The following is a 19,613-nucleotide window of genomic DNA, read 5'->3' as shown; positions in this document are numbered from 1 at the left end:
GACAGTGATCCCCGCCCGGACACTGACCCCGCCCCACCAGGGGCCTGCGCCGGGAACTTCGGCCTCCCGCCGTAACGCCGCGCGCCGGAGTAACCTGGCGCTCCATGGGTGTCTCTCAGCACGGCCGGACCAGCCGGCTCGACCTCGCCGACCCGACGCTGCGGCAGTGGGAGTGCACGGTGCTCGCCGCCGATCCGGAGCAGGGGATCGTGCTGGACCGCTCGGCCTTCTATCCCGGTGGCGGCGGCCAGCCACCGGACCACGGCGTGCTGCTCTGGCAGGGCGTGCAGACCAGGATCGTCGGCACCCGCAAGGGCGACGACCTCTACCTGATTCCGGCCGACGGGGATCCGCTGCCGCCGGTCGGTACGGCGGTCACCGGCGCGGTCGAGGACGATCGCCGCAGCCTGCTGATGCGTACCCACTCCGGCCTGCACGTGCTGTGCGGCGTGGTGTTCCGGGACTTCGGTGCCCTGGTCACTGGCGGCAACATGGAACCGGGCGAGGCCCGGATGGATTTCAACCTGCCGGAGGTCCCGTCCGACTTCAAGGCCCGCCTCGAGGAACTGGTCAACACCGAGGTGGCCGCCGACCGGGCGGTCGCGGTCAAGGTGCTGGCCCGGGACGAGGCGCTGGCGCTGCCGGACATCATCCGTACCCAGTCCAACCTGATCCCGGCCGACGAGCAGGAGATCCGGATCGTCGACATCGTGGGGCTCGACGTGCAGGCCGACGGCGGCACCCACGTCGCCTCGACCGCCCAGATCGGCAAGGTCCAGGTGGTCAAAGTGGAGAGCAAGGGCCGGGCGAACCGCCGGGTACGCGTCCGGCTCGTCAGCTGACCGCGAACCGCCGGAGCGCGGAGGTCGCGTCGCGGACCAGCGCCGCCACGATGTCGGCTGCCGGGGCCACCTCGTGGATCCCGCCGACGGACTGGCCGGCGTAGTGGGCGAGTTCGTCGAGTCGGCCCGTCATCCCGGGTACCGGAATCATGTCCCCGTACCGGAGATGGTCGCGCCCGTCCGCGTCGGTGGCGAGCACGTCGCCCTCGCCCGGCCGGTGCGGGCTCGCCGGCGACCCGGCCGCCGCCCAGCGGTCCAGGGTGGTGTTGCGCAGCGCCCGGTGCGGGGCGTCCGGCCAGCCGCCGTCGAAGCACCTGGTGTAGACGGCGTCCTCGGCCTCGGCCGCCAGCACGCTGCGCCGGTACTCGGCATGGCTCCCGGCCTCCACGGCGGCGACGAACCGGGTGCCGAGCCAGCCGGCCTGGGCGCCGAGGGTGAGGGCCGCGGCCAGACCACGGCCGTCGGCGATGCCGCCCGCGGCGACCACCGGTAGCGGATCAACCTCGTCCACCACCCGAGGCACCAGGGCCATCGTGCCGACCTGACCGCGTACGTGGCCGCCGGCCTCCCAACCCTGCACGACCAGTACGTCGACGCCGGCCTCGGCCGCTCGACGGGCCTCCGACACCGCACCGACGGTGTGGAAGTGCACCGCACCCGTGGCCCGGATCGCCCCGTGCACCTCGGCCGGGTCGCCCCAGAACGTGGAGACGACGGGTACGCCCTCGTCGAGGCAGACCGCGAGGTTCTCCGCGACGGGAAAGTCCAGCACGAGGTTGACCCCGAACGGTCGGTCGGTCAGTCCCCTGAGCCGCCGGATCCGATCCCGGGCCTGGTCTGCGGTGGCCCAGGTCAGGGCCAGCATGCCGAGCCCACCCGCGCCCGAGACCGCAGCCGCGAGTTCCGGGCTGGCGGCCGAGCCGATCGGCGCCTGGACGACCGGCGCCGTGATTCCCAGCCGTCGACACAATGGTGTGACCAGTTCATCCATGACCTGCCCCACGATGCGGATGGGTGATTCGGAATCAGAAGCACTTGCGGTGACGATAGTGTGTCGATAATCGAAGCGCCAGAGGCCGTCTCGCCAGCGACGCCGCCACCGGCGGCGACGTCGGCAGCGATATCTGCGCCGGCAGCGATGTCTGCGCCGGCGGCAGCGGCAAGCCGTTGACGGGAGCCGGAAACCCTCGGCGGAAAGGTGTGGCGCAAATGGGCGGAACGACCGGAGCCACGCCGAAGCCGGGCCGGGGGGTCCGGGGCTCGACCACCGGTCGTCCCCTGATGGCCGCGCTGGACCTGTTCGGCCGGCGGTGGAGCCTGCGGATCGTCTGGGAACTCCACGGCGGGCCGCTCGGCTTCCGGGCCCTGCAACAGCACTGCGACCAGATGTCCTCCAGCGTCCTGCGACAACGGCTCGGGGAACTGCTCGACGCCCGGCTCGTGGCGCAGCGTCCCGACAGTACGTACGCCCTCACCGAGTTGGGCCGGGGGGCGTACGAGGCGCTGCGCCCGCTCGTCCGCTGGTCCGACCGCTGGGCAACCGAGTTGACCGCCTCAGACGCCGCCGACCCCGCCGACTGAGCCGGGGCTCACGTACACCGGCCGGATCGGCCGCTAAATCCGGACGGCGGTTGTCAGAATTCGTTGACAGGGTCGACAGTATGACGACAGGACCACTGACTGGAAAGATCGCACTCGTCGCCGGGGCGACCCGGGGCGCCGGCCGGCAGATCGCCGTCCAACTCGGCGCTGCCGGCGCGACCGTGTACGCCACCGGACGCAGCACCCGAAAACAACGCTCGGAGATGAACCGGCCGGAGACGATCGAGGAGACCGCCGAACTGGTCACCGCGGCCGGCGGGACCGGGATCGCGGTGCAGGTCGACCACCTGGCGCCGGAGCAGGTCCGCGCACTCGTCGAACGGATCGACCGGGAACAGGGCCGGCTCGACGTACTGGTCAACGACGTGTGGGGAGCGGACCCGTTCATCGGGTGGAACAAACCGGTGTGGGAACAGTCGCTGGACGACGGCTTCCGTACGCTCCGACTCGCCGTCGACACCCACATCATCACCAGCCACTTCGCGATGCCGCTGCTGATCCGCAACCCGGGCGGCCTGGTCGTCGAGATCGGCGACGGCACCCGGGAGTACAACGAAACCAACTACCGGCTCTCGGCCTTCTACGACCTGGCCAAGACGGCGGTGAACCGGCTCGGGTTCGTCTGGGCGCACGAACTGCGCGAGCACGGCGGTACGGCGGTGGTCCTCACCCCGGGCTGGCTGCGCTCCGAGTTCATGCTCGAAGAGTTCGGCGTCACCGAGGAGAACTGGCAGGACGCGACGGAGAAGCAGCCGCACTTCGTCGTCTCGGAGAGTCCCGCGTACGTCGGCCGGGCGGTCGCGGCGCTGGCCGCCGACCCGGACAAGGCTCGCTGGTCCGGCCAGTCACTCTCCAGCGGTCAACTCGCCCAGGTGTACGGCTTCACCGATCTCGACGGCAGCCAGCCGGACGCCTGGCGGTACATGGTGGAGGTGGAGGCTACCGGCAAGCCCGCCGACGCCACCGGCTACCGGTAAGCATGTAAGGAAGGGCCCCTCGTTATCGTTTTCTGTTGTAGAAGGGCCCCTTCCTAACACCTCAGCCTCAGGGGGCGTACAGCTCGGCGAGGCGGTGAGCTGCCGCCGCGAGGCGGGCCCGCAACTGCGGTGGTTCGAGCACCTCCGCCTCCGGGCCGAGGCTGAGCAGTTGGCCGTACGCGACGTCGGGCGACTCGACGGGCAGCCGGATGACCACCCAGCCCCGCTCGTCGGGTTCCCCGGCGTTGGCCTCCGCCTCCCGGACGGCGGGCGCCTCGGCGACGTACCGCAGGGCGCGCCGGCCGGCCGGGCTGAGCCGTACCGTGATCTCGTCGGCCAGGATCTCCCGAACGAACCGCTCGGCCTGGTCGGCCCAGTAACCGGCCAGGTCGAACGATTCGTCGCGGCTGAACGTGGTGTCCGCCTCCTCGACCCCGACGATCCGGTCGACCCGGTAGGTGCGGTGGTTCGCGCCGACCCGGGCCACCAGGTACCACCCGCCACCCTTGAGCACCAGCCCGTACGGCTCGACGGTCCGGCTCACCTCCCGGTCCCGTCGGAGGTAGCGCAGTTGCACGGTCCGGTCCTGCCACACCGCCTGGGCCAGTTCGGTCAGCCAGACCGGTGGATCCGCCTCCCGGAACCAGCCCGGTACGTCGAGATGGAACCGCCGTTCGACCCGGGTCGACGCGTCCCGTAGCCCGCTCGGCAGTGCGGCGAGCACCTTCAACCGGGCGGTCGCCGCCACCTCGGCCAGTCCCATCTCGCCGGCCGGTCCGGGCAGCCCGGACAGGAAGAGCGCGTCGGCCTCGTCCCGGCTCAGCCCGGTCAGCCGGGTCCGGTACCCGCCGAGCAGCCGGTAGCCGCCGGCCCGTCCCCGGTCGGCGTACACCGGGATGCCGGCGGCACCGAGCGCCAGCACGTCCCGGTAGATCGTCCGCTCCGAGACCTCCAACTCGCGGGCCAGTTCGGCGCCGGTCATCGACTCCCGGTTCTGTAACAGCAGGACCAGGGAGATCAGCCGGGCGGCGCGCATTCCCCCATCCTGCCCGCCGGGTGTCGCGCCGCTGCCATGCCGGGTGCCGTACTCCCCGATAGGCTTCCCGGTCGTGTACACCCCCACGGTCAACGCGCCGGCCGGCGGCCGGGTCGGTACGTTCCTGTCCGGGTTCGGCTCCGGCGTCGGGCTGCTGTTCAGGGGACTCGGGATCTACGCCCGCAATCCCCGCCTGGTGCTGCTCGGCATCATTCCCGGCCTGCTCTCCGGCGCGCTCTACCTCGCCGCCTTCGGCACCCTGATCTACTTCGTCTCCGACCTCGCCGAGCTGATCACCCCGTTCGCCGACGACTGGGCCGGCTGGGCCCGCGACGTCGTACGGCTGATCGCCGCGCTCGCCTTCCTCGGCCTGGGCGGCCTGCTCGGGGTGCTCACCTTCACCGCGATCACGTTGTTCATCGGTGACCCGTTCTACGAGCGGATCTCCGAACGCGTGGAGGCGCGGTACGGCGGGGTACCGGACGAGATCGAGGCGCCCTGGTGGCGCTCGCTGCGACGCAGCCTCGTCGACTCGGCACGGCTGCTCGTCCGATCGGTGCTGATCGGCATTCCGCTGTTCGTCGCCGGGTTCATCCCGATCGTCGGTCAGTTCGTCGTACCGGTCGTCGCCGCGCTGGTCGCCGGCTGGTTTCTCGCGGTGGAGCTGGTCGGGGTCCCGTTCTACCGGCGCGGCCTGCGGCTGCCGGACCGTCGCCGGGTGCTCCGGGCGAACCGCCCGCTCGCGCTGGGCTTCGGCGTCGCCGTCTTCCTCTGCTTCCTGATCCCGCTCGGCGCGGTGCTGCTCATGCCGGCGGCGGTCGCCGGGGCCGCACTGCTGGCCCGCCGCACGCTCGGCCAGTCCATCGCCGCAGATTCCTCCAACACTGCCGAGTCCAACACTGCCGAGTCCAACACTGCCGAGTCCAACACCGCCGAGTCCACCGGCGCCGGGACCACCGGTGCCCAGCCCACCGTCGAGGGATGATGGAGATCGAGTTGGTCCAGGGCGACATCACCGCGCAGCGGGTGGACGCCATCGTCAACGCCGCCAACTCGTCACTGCTCGGCGGGGGCGGGGTGGACGGCGCGATCCACCGACGGGGCGGGCCGGCCATTCTCGCCGAGTGCCGGGCGCTGCGCGCGTCCCGGTACGGGCGGGGGCTGCCGACCGGGCAGGCGGTGGCGACCACGGCCGGGAACCTGCCGGCGAGTTGGGTGGTGCACACCGTCGGACCGGTCTGGTCGGCGTCCGAGGACCGGGCGCCGCTGCTGCGCGACTGCTACGCAAACAGTCTGCGGATCGCCGACGAACTGGGAGCCAGCTCGGTGGCCTTTCCACTGATCTCGGCCGGCATCTACGGTTGGCCGGTCGAGGACGCGGTGCGGCAGGCGTTGACCGTGCTCGCGGCCGCGCGCCCGGCCACGGTCTCCAGCGCGCGGCTGGTGCTCTTCGACGCCGTCACCCACGCGACCGCGACCCAGGTACGCCAGCGGCTGCTGACCGGGCCTCCGCCCGTCGGCGACCCCGGCCCCGGCGACGCCGGCCCTGGCCCCGGTGACGCCGGCCCCCGGCCCTGGTGACGCCGACCCCGGCCCCGGTGGCTCAGGCCGACCGGCGTAGCACGAGCTCGGTGGGGAGTACGACCACCGGTTCGATCCGCTCCCCGGCGGCCAGCCGGAGCAGTTGGCGGGTCATCGTCCGGCCGAGGTCCTGGATCGGCTGCCGGACGGTGCTCAGCGGCGGATCGGTGTAACCGGCCAGCTCGATGTCGTCGAAGCCGATCACGGCCACGTCGTCCGGCACCCGGCGGCCGGCCTCGCGCAGCGTACGCAGCGCGCCGTGGGCCATCAGGTCGGAGGCGACGAAGACGGCGTCCAGGTTCGGGTCCTTGTCGAGGAGTTCCCGCATGGCGACCGCGCCCGACTCCCGGGTGAAGTCGCCCAGCGCGACGATCTGCCGGCGTCCCGCCTCCCGCAGTTCGGCCCGGTAGCCGGTCAGCCGCTCGATCCCGGCCACCATGTCCGGCGGCCCGGCGATGGTGGCGATCCGTTGCCGGCCGGAGTCGAGCAGGTGCCGGACCGCTCCGCGTACTCCGCCGATGTGGTCGACGTCGACGTACGCCACCGGGACGGGTGACTCGCCGAGTGGGCGACCGCCACAGACCACCGGCAGCCCGGTCCGGGCGAGTGCGCCGGGCAGCGGGTCCACCCCGTGCAACGAGGCGAAGAGTACGCCGTCGACGTGCCCGCCCATCGCGTAGCGCTCGACCCGTTCGTGGCTGGCCGCCGACTCGGCCAGGGTCAGCACGAGTTGCTTGCCGGCGGCCTCCAGCTCCCGGCTGACGCCGAGGATGATGCCGGGGAAGACCTGGTCGTCGGAGAAGACCCGGGTGGACGCCTCGGGCAGGATCAGCGCGATCGAGTCGGTCTGCTGGGTGACCAGACTGCGTGCGGCAAGGTTGGGTACGTACCCCAGCTCCTGGACCGCTCGACGGACCGCCTGCTGGATCGGCTCGGCGACTGTCGTCGAGCCGTTCACCACCCGGGACACGGTGGCCCGGGACACTCCGGCCCGTTGGGCTACCGCCTCCAGCGTGGGCCGCGCGCGGGCCACCGCCATTTCCGCTCCTCAGCTCCTTCGCCGAGAAATCGTTTCACGTGGTCGTGAAGGTCAACAACCCCGTCGTACGGGTTCGGGTGGGTCGGCTCATTTGCCGGCGCGCAGCCCTTCCAGCAACTGGGCTTCGCCGGCCACGTCGAGGGCGTCGAAGCCGAGTCGGCCCCAGAGCGCCAACAGCAGGTCGCTGGCGGTACCCGAGATGTGGGCGCGGGCGTGGTGGTCGTCGCTGTCCAGGATGGTGTCGGTGTCCAGCAGTGCGACGCCTTCGCCGCGCAGCCGCAGGAACCACTCCTGGCCGGCGTCCACCGCGACGAGTTGGACCACGCCGTGCCACGGCTGGTCGGAGGCCCGCCGGCCGGCTGGCAGCCAGGTGTCCAGCACCTCGCTTATGCCGTCGGCCGCGAGCTTGGCCTCGACCGGCTCACCGGCGGCGATCGCCATCTGGGCGTCCCAGCGGTGCACCGCCGTCTCGTGCGCCATCCGGCGGTGCCAGAACCCGGCCTTCTTCGGCTGGGGCGCCCAGTTCCATGCCGGGGCCTCCGGGTCGAGCCGGTCCAGCACGGCCATCAGCTGGTCGAACTCCCACCGCCACCATTCGATCACGGCCGGACCGGTCGGCAGGTCGTCGGGTACGACCCGGGGGGCCGGCGTCTGGACGGCCCCCAGACTGGCCACGCCCCGGACCCACTGGTAGATCGAGCCGAGGTGATGCACCAGATCGGTCATGTTCCACTCGGGACAGGACGGCACCCGCATGTCGAGCGGGGCTTCGGCGATCGCGGCGCCGAAGGTCGGACCCTCGGCACGCAGTGCCCCGATCCAGAAGTCCTTGGTGCCGTGCAATCTGCTCATGACGATCCTCCCGTGCGACCGGGCCGCCACCGGCCGGGCTGCCTTCCAGCCTAGGGCGAATGCCGGGCCAGACGTTAATGGTGCCTGAGGAGGCCACCGACTCCACCGATCCGGGGGTGGCTGGTCGGCTGATCGACACCTCGGGCCGGTGCGTGCTCAGGGGTCGACGGACGTCATCATCCATGCTAGAACAGGTACCATGCTTAGCAAGGAACCGCCCAGCCCCGTCCACGGACACCACTAGTCGTGGAGCCGAGACGACCAGCCACACTCCCCGGCCAACTGCGCCGGGGAACGCTGGAGTACTGCGTGCTCGCCCTGCTCCGACCCGGCGAGCGTTACGCCCTCGACCTCGTCCGCGAACTCGGCGCGATCGACGGCATGGTGACCAGCGAGGGCACCATCTACCCCCTGTTGTCCCGGCTACGCCGGGACGGACTGGTGGAGACCGCCTGGCACGAATCGCCGAGCGGACCGCCCCGCCGCTACTACCGGCTGACCGAGGCGGGCCGGGAAAGACTCGACGAGTTCGTCGGTGAGTGGATCCGGTTCCGTGACGCGGTGGATTCCCTCGTCATTCCGAAGGAGAGCGCATGAAGCCGACCACCCCAGACGAACTCGTCCGGCGGTACCTGCGGAGACTCCGCGACGAACTGCGCGATCTGCCGCAGGACCGCCGACGTGAGGTGCTCGACCAGATCGGCGAGCACATCGCCGTACGCCGGTCGGAGCCGGACGTGCGGAGCGAGGCGGAGGTGCGGGCGATGCTGGACCGGCTGGGTGATCCGGCGGCGCTCGGGGCGGACGCGCGGGAGCGGTTCGGCATCCCGCCGCCCCGCAGGGGTCCCCTGGAGACGCTGGTGCTGCTGCTGAACTGCTTCGGCCCGCTGCTGGTGCTCGTCCCGAGCGTCTTCATCCCGTTCGGGCCGGTCCGGCCCTGGCAGGCCGTACCGGTGGTCATCGCGGGGCTGCTGTGGCTGTCCCGGGTCTGGCGGCTCCGCGACAAGGTCATCGGAACAGCCCTGCTGCTCAGCTGCGTCGGGCTCTTCGTGATGCTGAAAGTGCTGGGCTTCCAGGACGTGAGCCTGGGCTCGCTGGTCGCCCTACTGCTGATGCTCGTCGTGCCCTTCGCCGCAGCCGGACTCTACCTGCAGATTCGCATCCGGCGACTCACCGCCGTCACACCCGCCGAACTCGCGCCCCGGTAGCCGCCGCCCACTCGGCCGATCAGCAGCCTGCCGTGCCGGAACCTGCTCAGGACGACGACGGGGCGGCCGTACCGGGCGGGGCGACGGCCGCCCAGGCGACGGTGACCTCGCCGAGCCGCCACCGCGCCGGCCGGTCCAGGACGGGCCAGCCGGCCGCCCGGACGGATTCCACCGTACGCAGCCAGCGTTGCCGGGGACCGAAGGTGGCGTACGGGGCGGCGTCGCGCCAGCCGTCCTCCAGCGCCCGGATCAGCGCGTGTACCCCGGCACCGGGAACGTTGTGGTGGATCAGCGCCTTCGGCAGCCGTTCGGCCAGCGAGCCCGGACTATCGAGTGTGGACAGCCGGGCGGCCAGGGTCAGCGAGCGCGGGCCGACCGGGTCGACGAGCAACCACGCGGCCAACCGGCCCAGCTCGTCACAGGTCCCCTCGACCAGTACGCCGCCCGGTTGCAGCGCACCGGTCATGGTCCGCCACGCCGGTACGACCTCGGGTTCGGCGTACTGGCGGAGGACGTTGAACGCCCGGACCAGGATCGGGCGGAGCCCGGCCAGCTCGAACCCGCCCCGGCCGAAGGTCAGCCCCGGGGGGTCGGCGGCGGGTGCGGCGGCGTCGACGCGTACCGGATCGATTTCCAGCCCGACCACCCGGACGTCCGGCCGGACGGCGGCGGCCAACCGGGCGCGCAGCTCGACCACGGTGACCGGGCTGGCCCCGTAGCCGAGGTCGACCACCAGCGGGTCCGGGGTGTCGCGGATCAGGTCCGCGCAGGTGGCCGCGATCCAGTTGTCCACCCGGCGCAGCCGGTTGGGGTTCGTGGTCCCCCGGGTCACCGCGCCGACGGGGCGCGAGCGCGCGGCCGGCACGGCGGGCTTCAGCTTCCGGTGTCGGGTTGGACCCGGTGCACCTTGTGCTGGGCCGCCTGGGCCAGTGGGCGCACCACCAGCCGGTCGACGTTGACGTGCTGCGGCCGGGTGGCGCACCAGGCGATGCAGTCGGCGACGTCGTCGGCGACCAGCGGTTCGGCCACCCCGGCGTAGACCGCCGCCGCGCGATCGGCGTCGCCGCCGAACCGGACCAGTCCGAACTCGTCGGTCCGGACCATCCCCGGGTCGATCTCGATCACCCGGATCGGCCGTCCACAGAGTTCCAGCCGCAGGGTCTCGGCCAACGCCGTCTGCGCGTGCTTGGCCGCCGCGTAGCCACCGCCGCCCTCGTACACGATCAGGCCGGCGGTGGAGCTGAGCACCACGACGGTGCCGGCGCCGGACGATTCCAGCGCGGGAAGCAGCGCCTGGGTGACCCGGAGGGTGCCGAGCACGTTCACGTCGTACATCCACTGCCAGTCGGCGACCGAGCCCAACTCGACCGGATCCAGCCCCCGGGCGCCGCCGGCGTTGTTGACCAGCAGGGTGGCCGGGCCGGGCAGGTCCCGTACGGCTGCGGCCAGCTCCGCCACCGACTCGTCGGAGGTGACGTCGCAGACCTGTGCGGTGGCCGTCCCACCGGCGGAACGGATCTCCTCGACGAGCGCGTCGAGCCGGTCGGCGCGCCGGGCGGTGGCCAGGACGTGGAAGCCCTCGGCGGCGAGCCGGCGGGCGGTGGCGGCGCCGATTCCGCTGGACGCGCCGGTGACGATCGCGACAGAGGTCATCGGGACATTCTGGCCCAACCTGACCCGACACCGTGATCTGGGCCCGAATGAGGTCGGTCACCTCCACGGACGCCCGGACGATTGGCCGTCGCCCGATCGGGAAGATGACACTCATCGAGGTGGTTGCTCTTTGCGGTACCCCGGTCGTGCGGGATGGCGTAACAACCGTGACAGAAGGAGCGGACGTGGCGGAACTGCACACCGGCGTTGCCCGGCAGCGAGGTACCCAACCGTGGCCGACGCCACGACGGATCGCCACTTTGTCCGTACACACTTCACCGCTGCACCAACCCGGCACGGGCGACGCGGGCGGCATGAACGTCTACATCGTGGAGGTTTCCCGACGGCTGGCCGAAGCCGGCGTCGAGGTCGAGATCTTCACCCGGGCCACCTCCAGTGACCTGCCCCCGACGGTCGAGATGGCGCCCGGGGTGATGGTCCGGCACATCACGTCGGGGCCGTTCGAAGGGCTGGCCAAGGAGGAACTGCCGAGCCAGCTCTGTGCCTTCACCGCCGGGGTGCTGCGGGCCGAGGCCGCCCGACCGCCCGGCTTCTACCACCTGATCCACTCGCACTACTGGCTCTCCGGGCAGGTCGGCTGGCTGGCCAAGGAGCGCTGGGGGGTTCCGCTGGTGCACACGGCGCACACCCTGGCCAAGGTGAAGAACGCCCGGCTCGCGGAGGGGGACCGGCCCGAGCCGAAGGCCCGGGTGATCGGCGAGGAGCAGGTGGTGGCCGAGGCCAACCGGCTGGTCGCGAACACCGAGGTCGAGGCCCGCGACCTGATCGCCCGGTACGGCGCGGACCCGGCCCAGGTCGAGGTGGTGGAGCCCGGGGTCGACCTGGACCGCTTCACACCAGCCCCGGTCGGCCGGGAGGCGGACGTCCGGCTCGCCGCGCGACGCCGGCTCGGGCTGCCCGAACGGGGCACGATCGTGGCGTTCGTCGGCCGGATCCAGCCGCTCAAGGCGCCGGACGTGCTGCTGCACGCGTTTGCCGAGCTGCGCGGCCGGGAGCCCCGGCTGGCCGAGACGGTCACCGTGGTGGTCGCGGGCGGGCCGAGCGGAACCGGCCTGGACCGGCCGACCGCGCTGATCGAGCTGGCCGCCAAGCTGGGCATCGACGACGCGGTGCGGTTCCTGCCGCCGCAGACCGGTGACGACCTGCCGGCCCTCTACCGGGCGGCCGACCTGGTGGCGGTGCCCTCGCACAACGAGTCGTTCGGCCTGGTCGCCCTGGAGGCGCAGGCCTGCGGTACGCCGGTACTGGCTGCCGCCGTTGGTGGCCTGGTCACCGCCGTTCGGGACGGGGTGAGCGGGGTGCTCGTCGACGGGCACGACCCGCTGGACTGGGCCCGGACGCTCACCGGACTGCTGGCCGCGCCCGGGTGGCGTGCCGAGTTGTCCCGGGGCGCGGTCGAGCACGCCCGCGCCTTCTCCTGGGCACGTACGGCCGCCGGACTGCTGGCGGTCTACCGTGAGGCGGTGGCGGAGCAGCGCAACCAGATCGTCTCCGAGATGGCGGACGGGGCGGCGGCGCTGCCACTGGCAACCTGCTGAGGCAGGGCCGGGAAGGTGGCGGATATGAGGTCCCGGGCCGAAATCGGGCGCCTGATCGAGTCGGTGTGCGCCGAGCGGCAGTTGAGTTGCGAGTCGACGGGTGAGTTCTCGTACGCCGTCACCCTGCCGGGTACGCACAAACTCAAGACGGTCTGCAACCTGATCGTCGGTGAGCACGCGCTCCGGGTCGAGGCGTTCGTCATGCGGCAGCCGGACGAACGGCGCGAGGAACTCTGGACCTGGCTGTTGCAGCGCAACGCCCGGATGTACGGAGTGGCGTTCTCCGTCGACGCCGTCGGCGACATCTACCTCACCGGCCGGGTGGGGCTGTCCGGGGTGCACGAGGACGAGTTGGACCGGTTGTTCGGCTCGGTGCTGACGTACGCGGACGAGTCGTTCGACACCATGCTCGAGATCGGGTTCGGTTCGGCGATCCGCCGTGAGTGGGAGTGGCGGGTGAAGCGGGGGGAATCCCTGGCGAACCTGCGGGCGTTCGCGCACCTCTTCGAGCGGTCGGCGGTGGAAAACTCGGATTTGGACCGCCCCTGACGGGTATGCCCCCGCGGCGGCACCCGCACGCAGCGATGACCGTGCCGCCTGCCGAGGACAGACTGGGTAGGGAGCGTGAGGATCTCATGGTCCAACGGAACAGTTCCGGTCGCGGCGCAACCGCGACCGCCACGAGGCGCCGAGCCAGCACTACGGCCGAGATCAACGAGAGCAAAATCGGCTCCATGAAGGCCGACGACATCCGGGGGCAGCTCAGGAAGCGTGGCATTTCGGGCATATCCGCGCTTCGCAAGATGGACCTGGTGAAGAGCCTGGTCCGGACCCTGCGGGCGGAGAGCCGAGGCGGCACCGCAGTGAAGAGGGCCGGCGCGTCGCCAACCAAGCGGGTGAGCGCGGCGGCATCGAAGCGGGCGAGCACATCGGCATCCAAGCGGGTGAGCGCGGCGGCATCGAAGCGGGTGAGCGCGAAGAAGGCGCCGGCGAAGAAGGCCACCGCGAAGAAGGCGCCGGCCAGGAAGGCCACCGCGAAGAAGGCGCCGGCCAGAACGGCTGCCGCGAAGAAGGCGCCGGCCCGCAAGACCGTGTCGGCCGCGCGCAAGACGACCGGGGCGCGCAGGACGACCACGGCGCCGGCCCGGAAGGCGACCGGAGCCCGTAAGACCACCACGGCCGCGCGCAAGACCACCGGGGCGCGCAAGAGCACCACCGCCCCGGCCCGGAAGGCGACCGGGGCGCGCAAGAGCACCACGACCGCCCGCAAGACGACCGGGGCGCGGAAGAGCACCACGACCGCCCGCAAGACGACCGGGGCGCGGAAGACCACCGCCGCGGCCAGGAAGACCACCGGGGCGAGCCGGACGACCACCGCCACGGTCCGGAAGGCGACGGCGGCGGGCGGTGGCACGACCAGTCCATCCGCACGGAAGGCCACCGGAGCGCGGAAGAGCGCGACGGCACCCGCGCGGAAGAGCGCGACGGCATCCACGCGCAAGACCGCGACGGCACCCGCGCGGAAGAGCAGCGCCGCCCGGGGCGCCACCAAGACGGCGAAGGCCACCGGCGGGGCCCGGGCCCCGGGCGGGGCGCGGAAGGCCGCGTCGGCCGGGGGCGGGCAGGGGAGCGGGCAGTCCAAGTCCCTGAAGTACGCCCAGCCGATCTCCTCGCCGCAGGATCAGCCCGAGCGGCCGGGGCGGAGCCTGGTGACCCGGGAGCACGATGTCATCCGGCGCTGGGCCGAGGGCCGAAACGCCCAACCGGCGACAATCGAGGGCACCGAGCGCGAAGGTCGACTCGGCGTACTGACGTTTGACTTCCCCGGTTGGCGGGAAGGCGGACGACTGAAGCCGGTTAGCTGGGACGAGTGGTTCCACACGTTCGACCTGCGAGGATTGAACTTCATTTACCAGGAGCAGCTTTCCGACGGTCGGCAGAGCAACTTCTTCCGTACCGAATCGCCGGATCGCGAGGACGGGTGAGAGCGTCGGCGGGGTGAGCGGGAATGTCTCCGCACCTCAGAGTGGTTGTGCTCTACGAGGCGCTGAGATCGACCGCTCTCACCCGGTGTGATCGGCGAGACAGAGATACCGGGTTGTGTGGCTGATCCGGCGACAACTAACGTTATTGCACGCGCCACGCTCGGAAAAGTTCGGGGGAACCGCGGATCGATCAGATTCGTGCACCGAGTGACGGCGCAGGGGGACGGGTGGCGCATGAGCCGTTGGGGGACGGCGCGGCCACCTGTAACCGGCGGTGTGTGCGGGCGACGTTTACGGGGGTGAACGTCGCCCGCCGCCGCCGGTCCATTCTTTTACCGGGTCACTTCTGCCTGTTCCGCCGGCTGAGCGCGCTCCGTCGAGCGTGTCGGGCCCGCAGGTTGCGCCGGGCCGGCTTGTGCCGGGCCCGCACCTTGTGCCGGGTCGACCGAGAAAACCTCACCGTTGGCCGGTACGCCGAGGCCGCGCCAGGTGAACGGAATTCCCCGGGCCACGTCAAGATCCGGATTGTCCATCAGTTGGAAGTGCACGTGCGGCTCGGTGGAGTTGCCGGAGTTTCCGCACTGTGCCACCGGTTGCCCGGCCCGGACCCGATCGCCCTTACCGACGAGTAGTGAGCCCCGACGTAGATGGGCGTACGCGGCGTAGGTCCCATTGCCAAGATCCAGAATCAGATGGTTGCCGAGGATCTGGCCGGAGCCGGCGATTTCCCGGAACAGTCCCTCGACGACGAGGTACAGCAGGGCCGGGAACGAGTTGCGGCTCAGATGGTCGCGGTTGCGGTCGACGGCGCGGACCACGGTGCCGTCGGCGACCGCCAGCAGCGGCGCCCCGAACGCCGGGAAGTCCCGGTTGCGCCGGGCCACCGGCCACCAACCGAAGCTTGGGCGGACCCGGTCCTCCGGCTCCGCGAGCACGTCGATCGCGTACGCCTGACCGTAGGCCCGGGTGCCGTGACTCGGCACCTTGCTCCCCGGGCTGTTCAGTGCCGACCAGCGGCCGGTGACCGGTGCCAGTACCTCGACCGGTCGCGGGGGATCGGCGGCTTCCTCGGTGGACGGCTTGAGCAGTCGGCCCATCACGAATCGTGCGGCGATGGCGGCCGCGATCACCAGCCATCCCCAGAGCGAGGAGAAGTCGAGGAAGAACCCTGCCACGAGGATTACCAGGAACGACGCCCAGCAACAGCGGTGCAGGATCATCAGTGTCTTGAGCATCAGGTTCTCCTTTCGAGGGCGGTGCCCGGTTCAGGGGCGGGCGGCGGCCAACGCCACCAGCAGCGGGACGACCCGGCCCGGCGGCACCTCGTAGCGCGCCCGGCCCGGGTTGTGCAGCCAGCCCGCGGCGGTCAGTTGCCGCAGATGGTGGTACGCCTGTCCGGTGGTGCCGATGCCGTCGAGCGCGGTCAGCTCGGCGACGGTGCGGCGGCCGCCCAGAATTTCGCGGAGCAGTCGCATCCGGACCGGATGGCCGAGCGCGGCGAAGGATTCCGCCGCCTCCGTCCAGCGCTCCTCGGCGTCGAGGAGCGCCTCCGTCGGCAGGGCGTACTGCCAGTCGTACCGGTCGTGGGTCGGTAGCCGGACCGAGCCGGTGAACAGGACGCCGCCCTGCTCGGCGCCGTGCTCCGCCAGTTGCGCCTTCAGACCCTGCAGGGCCCAGAAGTCGCCGTCGGTCGGCCGCCGGTGCGGTTGGGGCCCGTCTCCGCCGGTCCGTTGCTCCAGGGTGTCGAGCCGGCGTTCCAGCTCCGCTACCCGCTCCTCCAGCGTCATGTTTTCGAGTTTACGTAATTACGTAAGATCCGGCCAGTCGACTTCGCCTGACCTGATGCCTGACCCGGCAACGACAGGTCCGGATAGGCCGGTCGGTGCGGGGGTCAGACGCCGGTGCCGGTACCCGTGCCGGTGCCGGCCAGCGCGGTGCCCTGTCCGGCGGGACCGGTCGGCGTGGTGCTCCGTGGAGCGGGACTGGTCGGCGGCGTACGCAGCTCGGCGGCCCGGCGCTCCCTGGCCGGACCGGAGAGCAGGTGGGCCACCGCCACCACGCCGCCGATGGCCGCGCAGCCGATCCAGAGCGCCGAGTCGCCGAGCCGATCCCGGACGAAGCCGCCGGCGACCGGGGCCGCGAACGTCGCCAACGACCAGGAGAGCGAGAAGACCCCCTGGTACCGGCCGCGCAGCGCCGACGGCGACAGCTCGGCGATCAGGGTCGAGTTGGACGGCGAGTTCAACATCTCGCCGAGCGTCCAGATCAGGACCGTCAGCACGTAGAACCAGGCCGCGTCCGCGAACGCGGTCAGGCCGAAGCCGACCCCGACGACCAGCGCGGCCAGGGCCAGTACGTGGGACCGACTGCGCCCCCGGATCAGCCGGGGTACGAAGAGCTGCCCGGCCACGATCAGCACCCCGTTGACCGCGATCACCGCCCCGAAGGTCGACGGCGACAGCCCGTCCTGGCTCATCGCGATCGGCAGCATCGAGACGTGCTGCATGAAGACCAGCGCGAGTAGGACGTTCAGGGCCACGAAGCCGACGAACACCCGATCGGACAGGGCCGTACGCAGACCGCCGCGATGCGGAGCCGCCAGCGGGGCGGTCGGTTGGCCGTGGGCCTGGGGCTGCCGGCCGTGGGCCTGGGACTGCTGGCCGTGGGCCTGGGACTGCTGGCCGTGGGCCTGGGCCTGCGGCTGCTGGCCGCCGCGCGCCGACCGCGTCTCGCCCACCTTCAGGAAGATGACCGCTGCGGTGGTCAGGGTGGTCGCCGCGTCGACGACGAAGAGCAGCAGGTAACCGGCCTCGGCGGCCAGCCCGGCGAGGGTCGCCGCGCAGGCGAAGCCCAGGTTGATCGCCCAATAGTTGAGCGTGAAGGCGCGCAGCCGGTCCCGCTCCGGCACGACGTCGATCATCATCGCGGAGAAGGCCGGGCGGGCCGCCTCGGCGAACATCCCGAGCAGCAGGGCCCCGAGTGCGACCATCCACAGTTCCCGGGCGAACCCGAGGGCCAGCATCATCGTGGCCGCGCCCAGGTGGGCGGTGAGCAGGGTGGGGCGGCGTCCCCAGCGGTCGGCCAGGACACCGCCGGTGAGCGTGCCGGCCGCGCCGCCGGCTCCCCAGAGGCCGAGCACCAGCCCGGCCTGGAACTCGTCGAACCCGCGTACCTCGGTCAGGTAGATCGCCAAAAAGATGATCACGAAGGAGCCGAGGCGGTTGATCAGGGTGCCGGTCCAGAGGTACCAGAACGTCCTGGGTAGTCCACCAGTGGTGTCCTGGAACCAATCTCGAACCGTCCGCACCCGGCCGCCCCCCGTCCGGTAATGACCATTTGTTCTTGTATTCCTTACGAAGCTAGTCGGACAGGTCCTGACCGGTCATCCGTTTTTCCACGTGTCGGTCGTCACCCTGGGTCGCCGCGTGCCTGCTCGACGGTTCCGGCAGGATGATGCGCATGACTGCGAGCACGAGGACTGAGCCGGGAGGATCCACGGTGGCGGGCGAGGGAGCCGCGGTGGGCACGTTGGTGCTGCTCCGGCATGGCGAAAGCGACTGGAACGCCAAGAATCTCTTCACCGGCTGGGTCGACGTGGACCTCACCGCCAAGGGCGAGAGCGAGGCCCGACGCGGCGGTGAACTGCTGCGCGAGCACAACCTGCTGCCGGACGTGCTGCACACCAGCGTGCTGCGCCGGGCGATCCGCACCGCCGAACTGGCCCTGAACGCCGCCGACCGGCACTGGATCGCGGTACGCCGGTCCTGGCGGCTGAACGAGCGGCACTACGGCGCACTACAGGGCAAGGACAAGAAGCAGACCCTGGCCGAGTACGGCGAGGAGCAGTTCATGCTCTGGCGCCGCTCGTACGACACTCCGCCGCCGCCGATCGCCGACGGCGACGAGTGGTCCCAGGCCGGCGACCCGCGCTACGCCCTGCTCCCGCCCGAGCTGATGCCGAAGACGGAGTGCCTGAAGGACGTCGTCGACCGGATGCTGCCGTACTGGTTCGACTCGATCGTCCCGGACGTCCTGGCTGGCCGGACCGTGCTGGTCGCCGCGCACGGCAACTCGCTGCGGGCCCTGGTCAAGCACCTCGACGGCATCTCCGACGAGGCGATCGCCAAGCTCAACATCCCGACCGGCATTCCGCTGCGCTACGACCTCGACCGGTCGATGCGTCCGCTGGTGGCCGGCGGCGCCTACCTCGACCCCGAGGCCGCGAAGGAGGCCGCCGCCGCCGTCGCCAACCAGGGCCGCTAGAGCATAGGTGTTAAGAAGGGCCCCTTCTTATGCAAAAAGCGATAAGAAGGGGCCCTTCCTTGCACTTCAGTCGGTGATGGTTTCGCCGGTGACGAGGTAGACGACGCGGCGGCCGGCGTTGACGGCGTGGTCGGCGTAGCGCTCGTAGAAGCGGCCGAGCAGGGTGCCGTCGATGGCGGTTTCGACGCCGTACGGCCAGTCGTCGGCGAGGAGGAGCGCGAAGAGTTCGCGGTGGAGGTCGTCCATCGCGTCGTCGTCCTGCTCCAGTTCGGCCGCGAGGGTGGCGTCGGGCTTGGAGAGCACCGTGGCGATCTTGTTGGCGATCCGGTCCGCGACGGCGGCCATCTCGGTGAAGACCTTGCGCAGCTCCGCCGGTACGGCCGGCGACGGGTGCCGGCGTACGGCGGTCTTCGCCACGTGGTCGGCGAGATCGCCCATCCGTTCCAGGTCGGCGGCGACGTGCAGGGCCGTGACCAGGGCCCGCAGGTCGGAGGCGACCGGGGCCTGCCGGGCCAGCAGGTCGCAGACCCGCTCCTCGATCTGCCGGTAGAGGGAGTCGATCTCCGCGTCCCGGGCGATCACGTCCTCGGCGGCTTTCCGGTCGGCGGTGAGCAGTGCCCGGGTGGCCTGGCGCATGGCGGCACGGACCGCTTCCGCCATGTCCACCAGCAACTGGCTCACGATGTTCAGGTCGATCCGGAATTCCTCGCGCATGATCACGTCCCACTGGGTTCGCCGTGGTCGGGGGGATTGCCGTACGGATGCCGCACCGGCGGACCGACTGCGGCGGTACGGATGGTTGGGTGCCGCCCACGGTAGGGCGATCCGGCGGCGCCGGGGTGAACATCGGTGAACGGCACTGGACCGGTGGGTGAACATTCCTGGTTGCGAGCGTGATTCGCCCAATTTTGCCTGGTCGATAGGTTAACGATGACCCTACGATCGCCGCGTGGAGTGGGGGGTGGTCGTGGGTGTGCTCGCAGGGCTTGGCCTCGGCCTGGCCCTCAATCCGCTCC

General features: G+C 71.3%; 21 protein-coding genes. 11 read left to right on the top strand and 10 right to left on the bottom strand.

The annotated features are described in order from the left end of the window. Positions 1-104: 104 nt before the first annotated feature. The gene (locus ACFP2T_RS03470) at positions 105-842 is read left to right on the top strand and encodes an alanyl-tRNA editing protein (protein ID WP_377417125.1); all 738 of its coding nucleotides are present in this window, start codon (positions 105-107) and stop codon (positions 840-842) included. Here the strand turns inward: ACFP2T_RS03470 and ACFP2T_RS03465 are convergent. After that, positions 835-1,833 carry an NAD(P)H-dependent flavin oxidoreductase gene (locus tag ACFP2T_RS03465; RefSeq protein ID WP_377417123.1) on the bottom strand — a complete coding sequence of 333 codons (999 nt, stop codon included), beginning with the start codon at positions 1,831-1,833 and terminating at the stop codon, positions 835-837. The genes ACFP2T_RS03470 and ACFP2T_RS03465 overlap by 8 nt on opposite strands. A 218-nt stretch (positions 1,834-2,051) precedes the next feature. On the opposite strand from ACFP2T_RS03465, the gene ACFP2T_RS03460 reads away from it, so the two are divergent. Continuing rightward, positions 2,052-2,423, top strand: a complete 372-nt coding sequence (locus ACFP2T_RS03460; protein ID WP_377417120.1) for a winged helix-turn-helix transcriptional regulator — start codon at positions 2,052-2,054, stop codon at positions 2,421-2,423. Positions 2,424-2,503: 80 nt separating this feature from the next. After that, a complete protein-coding gene (locus tag ACFP2T_RS03455; RefSeq protein WP_377417118.1) occupies positions 2,504-3,421 on the top strand; it encodes an SDR family oxidoreductase in 918 nt (305 codons plus the stop codon). A 67-nt stretch (positions 3,422-3,488) separates the two neighbouring features. On the opposite strand, the gene ACFP2T_RS03450 is transcribed toward ACFP2T_RS03455, so the two are convergent. Continuing rightward, positions 3,489-4,457: a helix-turn-helix transcriptional regulator gene (locus ACFP2T_RS03450; RefSeq protein ID WP_377417116.1), complete on the bottom strand. Its 969-nt coding sequence runs from the start codon at positions 4,455-4,457 to the stop codon at positions 3,489-3,491. A gap of 73 nt (positions 4,458-4,530) precedes the next feature. Here ACFP2T_RS03450 and ACFP2T_RS03445 point away from each other — a divergent pair, with 73 nt between their 5' ends. Then, entirely contained in the window at positions 4,531-5,442 is a 912-nt protein-coding gene (locus ACFP2T_RS03445) for an EI24 domain-containing protein (RefSeq protein WP_377417113.1), read from the top strand. Continuing rightward, positions 5,442-6,038 carry an O-acetyl-ADP-ribose deacetylase gene (locus ACFP2T_RS03440; RefSeq protein ID WP_377417881.1) on the top strand — a complete coding sequence of 199 codons (597 nt, stop codon included), beginning with the start codon at positions 5,442-5,444 and terminating at the stop codon, positions 6,036-6,038. Before ACFP2T_RS03445 ends, ACFP2T_RS03440 begins: the two co-directional genes overlap by 1 nt. A 22-nt stretch (positions 6,039-6,060) precedes the next feature. Here ACFP2T_RS03440 and ACFP2T_RS03435 read toward each other — a convergent pair whose 3' ends face one another. Both ACFP2T_RS03435 and ACFP2T_RS03430 read right to left on the bottom strand, forming a co-directional pair. Then, the gene (locus tag ACFP2T_RS03435) at positions 6,061-7,077 is read right to left on the bottom strand and encodes a LacI family DNA-binding transcriptional regulator (protein ID WP_377417111.1); all 1,017 of its coding nucleotides are present in this window, start codon (positions 7,075-7,077) and stop codon (positions 6,061-6,063) included. Positions 7,078-7,164: 87 nt separating this feature from the next. After that, the gene (locus tag ACFP2T_RS03430) at positions 7,165-7,929 is read right to left on the bottom strand and encodes a maleylpyruvate isomerase family mycothiol-dependent enzyme (protein ID WP_377417108.1); all 765 of its coding nucleotides are present in this window, start codon (positions 7,927-7,929) and stop codon (positions 7,165-7,167) included. A gap of 246 nt (positions 7,930-8,175) precedes the next feature. On the opposite strand from ACFP2T_RS03430, the gene ACFP2T_RS03425 reads away from it, so the two are divergent. Together ACFP2T_RS03425 and ACFP2T_RS03420 are read left to right on the top strand one after the other, a co-directional pair. Further along, positions 8,176-8,526: a PadR family transcriptional regulator gene (locus ACFP2T_RS03425; RefSeq protein ID WP_377417106.1), complete on the top strand. Its 351-nt coding sequence runs from the start codon at positions 8,176-8,178 to the stop codon at positions 8,524-8,526. Continuing rightward, complete coding sequence (locus ACFP2T_RS03420; protein ID WP_377417103.1) at positions 8,523-9,137, top strand: HAAS signaling domain-containing protein; 615 nt, start codon at positions 8,523-8,525, stop codon at positions 9,135-9,137. The genes ACFP2T_RS03425 and ACFP2T_RS03420 overlap by 4 nt, the downstream gene beginning before the upstream one ends. 46 nt (positions 9,138-9,183) lie before the next feature. Here the strand turns inward: ACFP2T_RS03420 and ACFP2T_RS03415 are convergent, their stop codons facing one another. Together ACFP2T_RS03415 and ACFP2T_RS03410 are read right to left on the bottom strand one after the other, a co-directional pair. Next, a complete protein-coding gene (locus tag ACFP2T_RS03415; protein ID WP_377417879.1) occupies positions 9,184-10,014 on the bottom strand; it encodes a class I SAM-dependent methyltransferase in 831 nt (276 codons plus the stop codon). Continuing rightward, positions 10,011-10,790 (bottom strand): SDR family oxidoreductase, encoded by a 780-nt coding sequence (locus ACFP2T_RS03410; RefSeq protein WP_377417101.1) that lies wholly within the window; start codon positions 10,788-10,790, stop codon positions 10,011-10,013. The genes ACFP2T_RS03415 and ACFP2T_RS03410 overlap by 4 nt, the downstream gene beginning before the upstream one ends. Before the next feature lie 185 nt (positions 10,791-10,975). On the opposite strand from ACFP2T_RS03410, the gene mshA reads away from it, so the two are divergent. The 3 genes from mshA (at position 10,976) to ACFP2T_RS03395 (ending at position 14,334) form a co-directional block, all read left to right on the top strand. Then, positions 10,976-12,349, top strand: coding sequence for a D-inositol-3-phosphate glycosyltransferase (gene mshA / locus ACFP2T_RS03405; RefSeq protein ID WP_377417098.1), 1,374 nt, complete (start codon positions 10,976-10,978; stop codon positions 12,347-12,349). 24 nt (positions 12,350-12,373) lie between these two features. Beyond that, on the top strand, positions 12,374-12,898 hold the full coding sequence (locus ACFP2T_RS03400; protein WP_377417096.1) for a type III secretion system chaperone family protein: 525 nt from the start codon (positions 12,374-12,376) through the stop codon (positions 12,896-12,898). A gap of 185 nt (positions 12,899-13,083) precedes the next feature. Then, positions 13,084-14,334, top strand: coding sequence for a hypothetical protein (locus ACFP2T_RS03395; RefSeq protein WP_377417093.1), 1,251 nt, complete (start codon positions 13,084-13,086; stop codon positions 14,332-14,334). 332 nt (positions 14,335-14,666) lie between these two features. Here ACFP2T_RS03395 and ACFP2T_RS03390 read toward each other — a convergent pair whose 3' ends face one another. The 3 genes from ACFP2T_RS03390 to ACFP2T_RS03380 form a co-directional block, all read right to left on the bottom strand. Continuing rightward, complete coding sequence (locus ACFP2T_RS03390; RefSeq protein WP_377417091.1) at positions 14,667-15,569, bottom strand: M23 family metallopeptidase; 903 nt, start codon at positions 15,567-15,569, stop codon at positions 14,667-14,669. 30 nt (positions 15,570-15,599) lie between these two features. Next, a complete protein-coding gene (locus ACFP2T_RS03385; protein WP_377417088.1) occupies positions 15,600-16,121 on the bottom strand; it encodes an ArsR/SmtB family transcription factor in 522 nt (173 codons plus the stop codon). A gap of 104 nt (positions 16,122-16,225) precedes the next feature. Continuing rightward, entirely contained in the window at positions 16,226-17,641 is a 1,416-nt protein-coding gene (locus ACFP2T_RS03380; protein WP_377417086.1) for an MDR family MFS transporter, read from the bottom strand. A gap of 191 nt (positions 17,642-17,832) precedes the next feature. On the opposite strand from ACFP2T_RS03380, the gene ACFP2T_RS03375 reads away from it, so the two are divergent. Next, positions 17,833-18,597, top strand: coding sequence for a phosphoglyceromutase (locus ACFP2T_RS03375; protein WP_377417084.1), 765 nt, complete (start codon positions 17,833-17,835; stop codon positions 18,595-18,597). 66 nt (positions 18,598-18,663) lie between these two features. On the opposite strand, the gene phoU is transcribed toward ACFP2T_RS03375, so the two are convergent. Continuing rightward, positions 18,664-19,311, bottom strand: a complete 648-nt coding sequence (phoU, locus tag ACFP2T_RS03370; RefSeq protein WP_377417082.1) for a phosphate signaling complex protein PhoU — start codon at positions 19,309-19,311, stop codon at positions 18,664-18,666. Positions 19,312-19,613: the final 302 nt, after the last annotated feature.

Source organism: Plantactinospora solaniradicis (genome assembly GCF_042658085.1).
GTDB lineage: Bacteria > Actinomycetota > Actinomycetes > Mycobacteriales > Micromonosporaceae > Plantactinospora > Plantactinospora solaniradicis.
The sequence above is the reverse complement of the archived record's forward strand: the minus strand, read 5'-3'. Positions and strand labels throughout refer to the sequence as shown.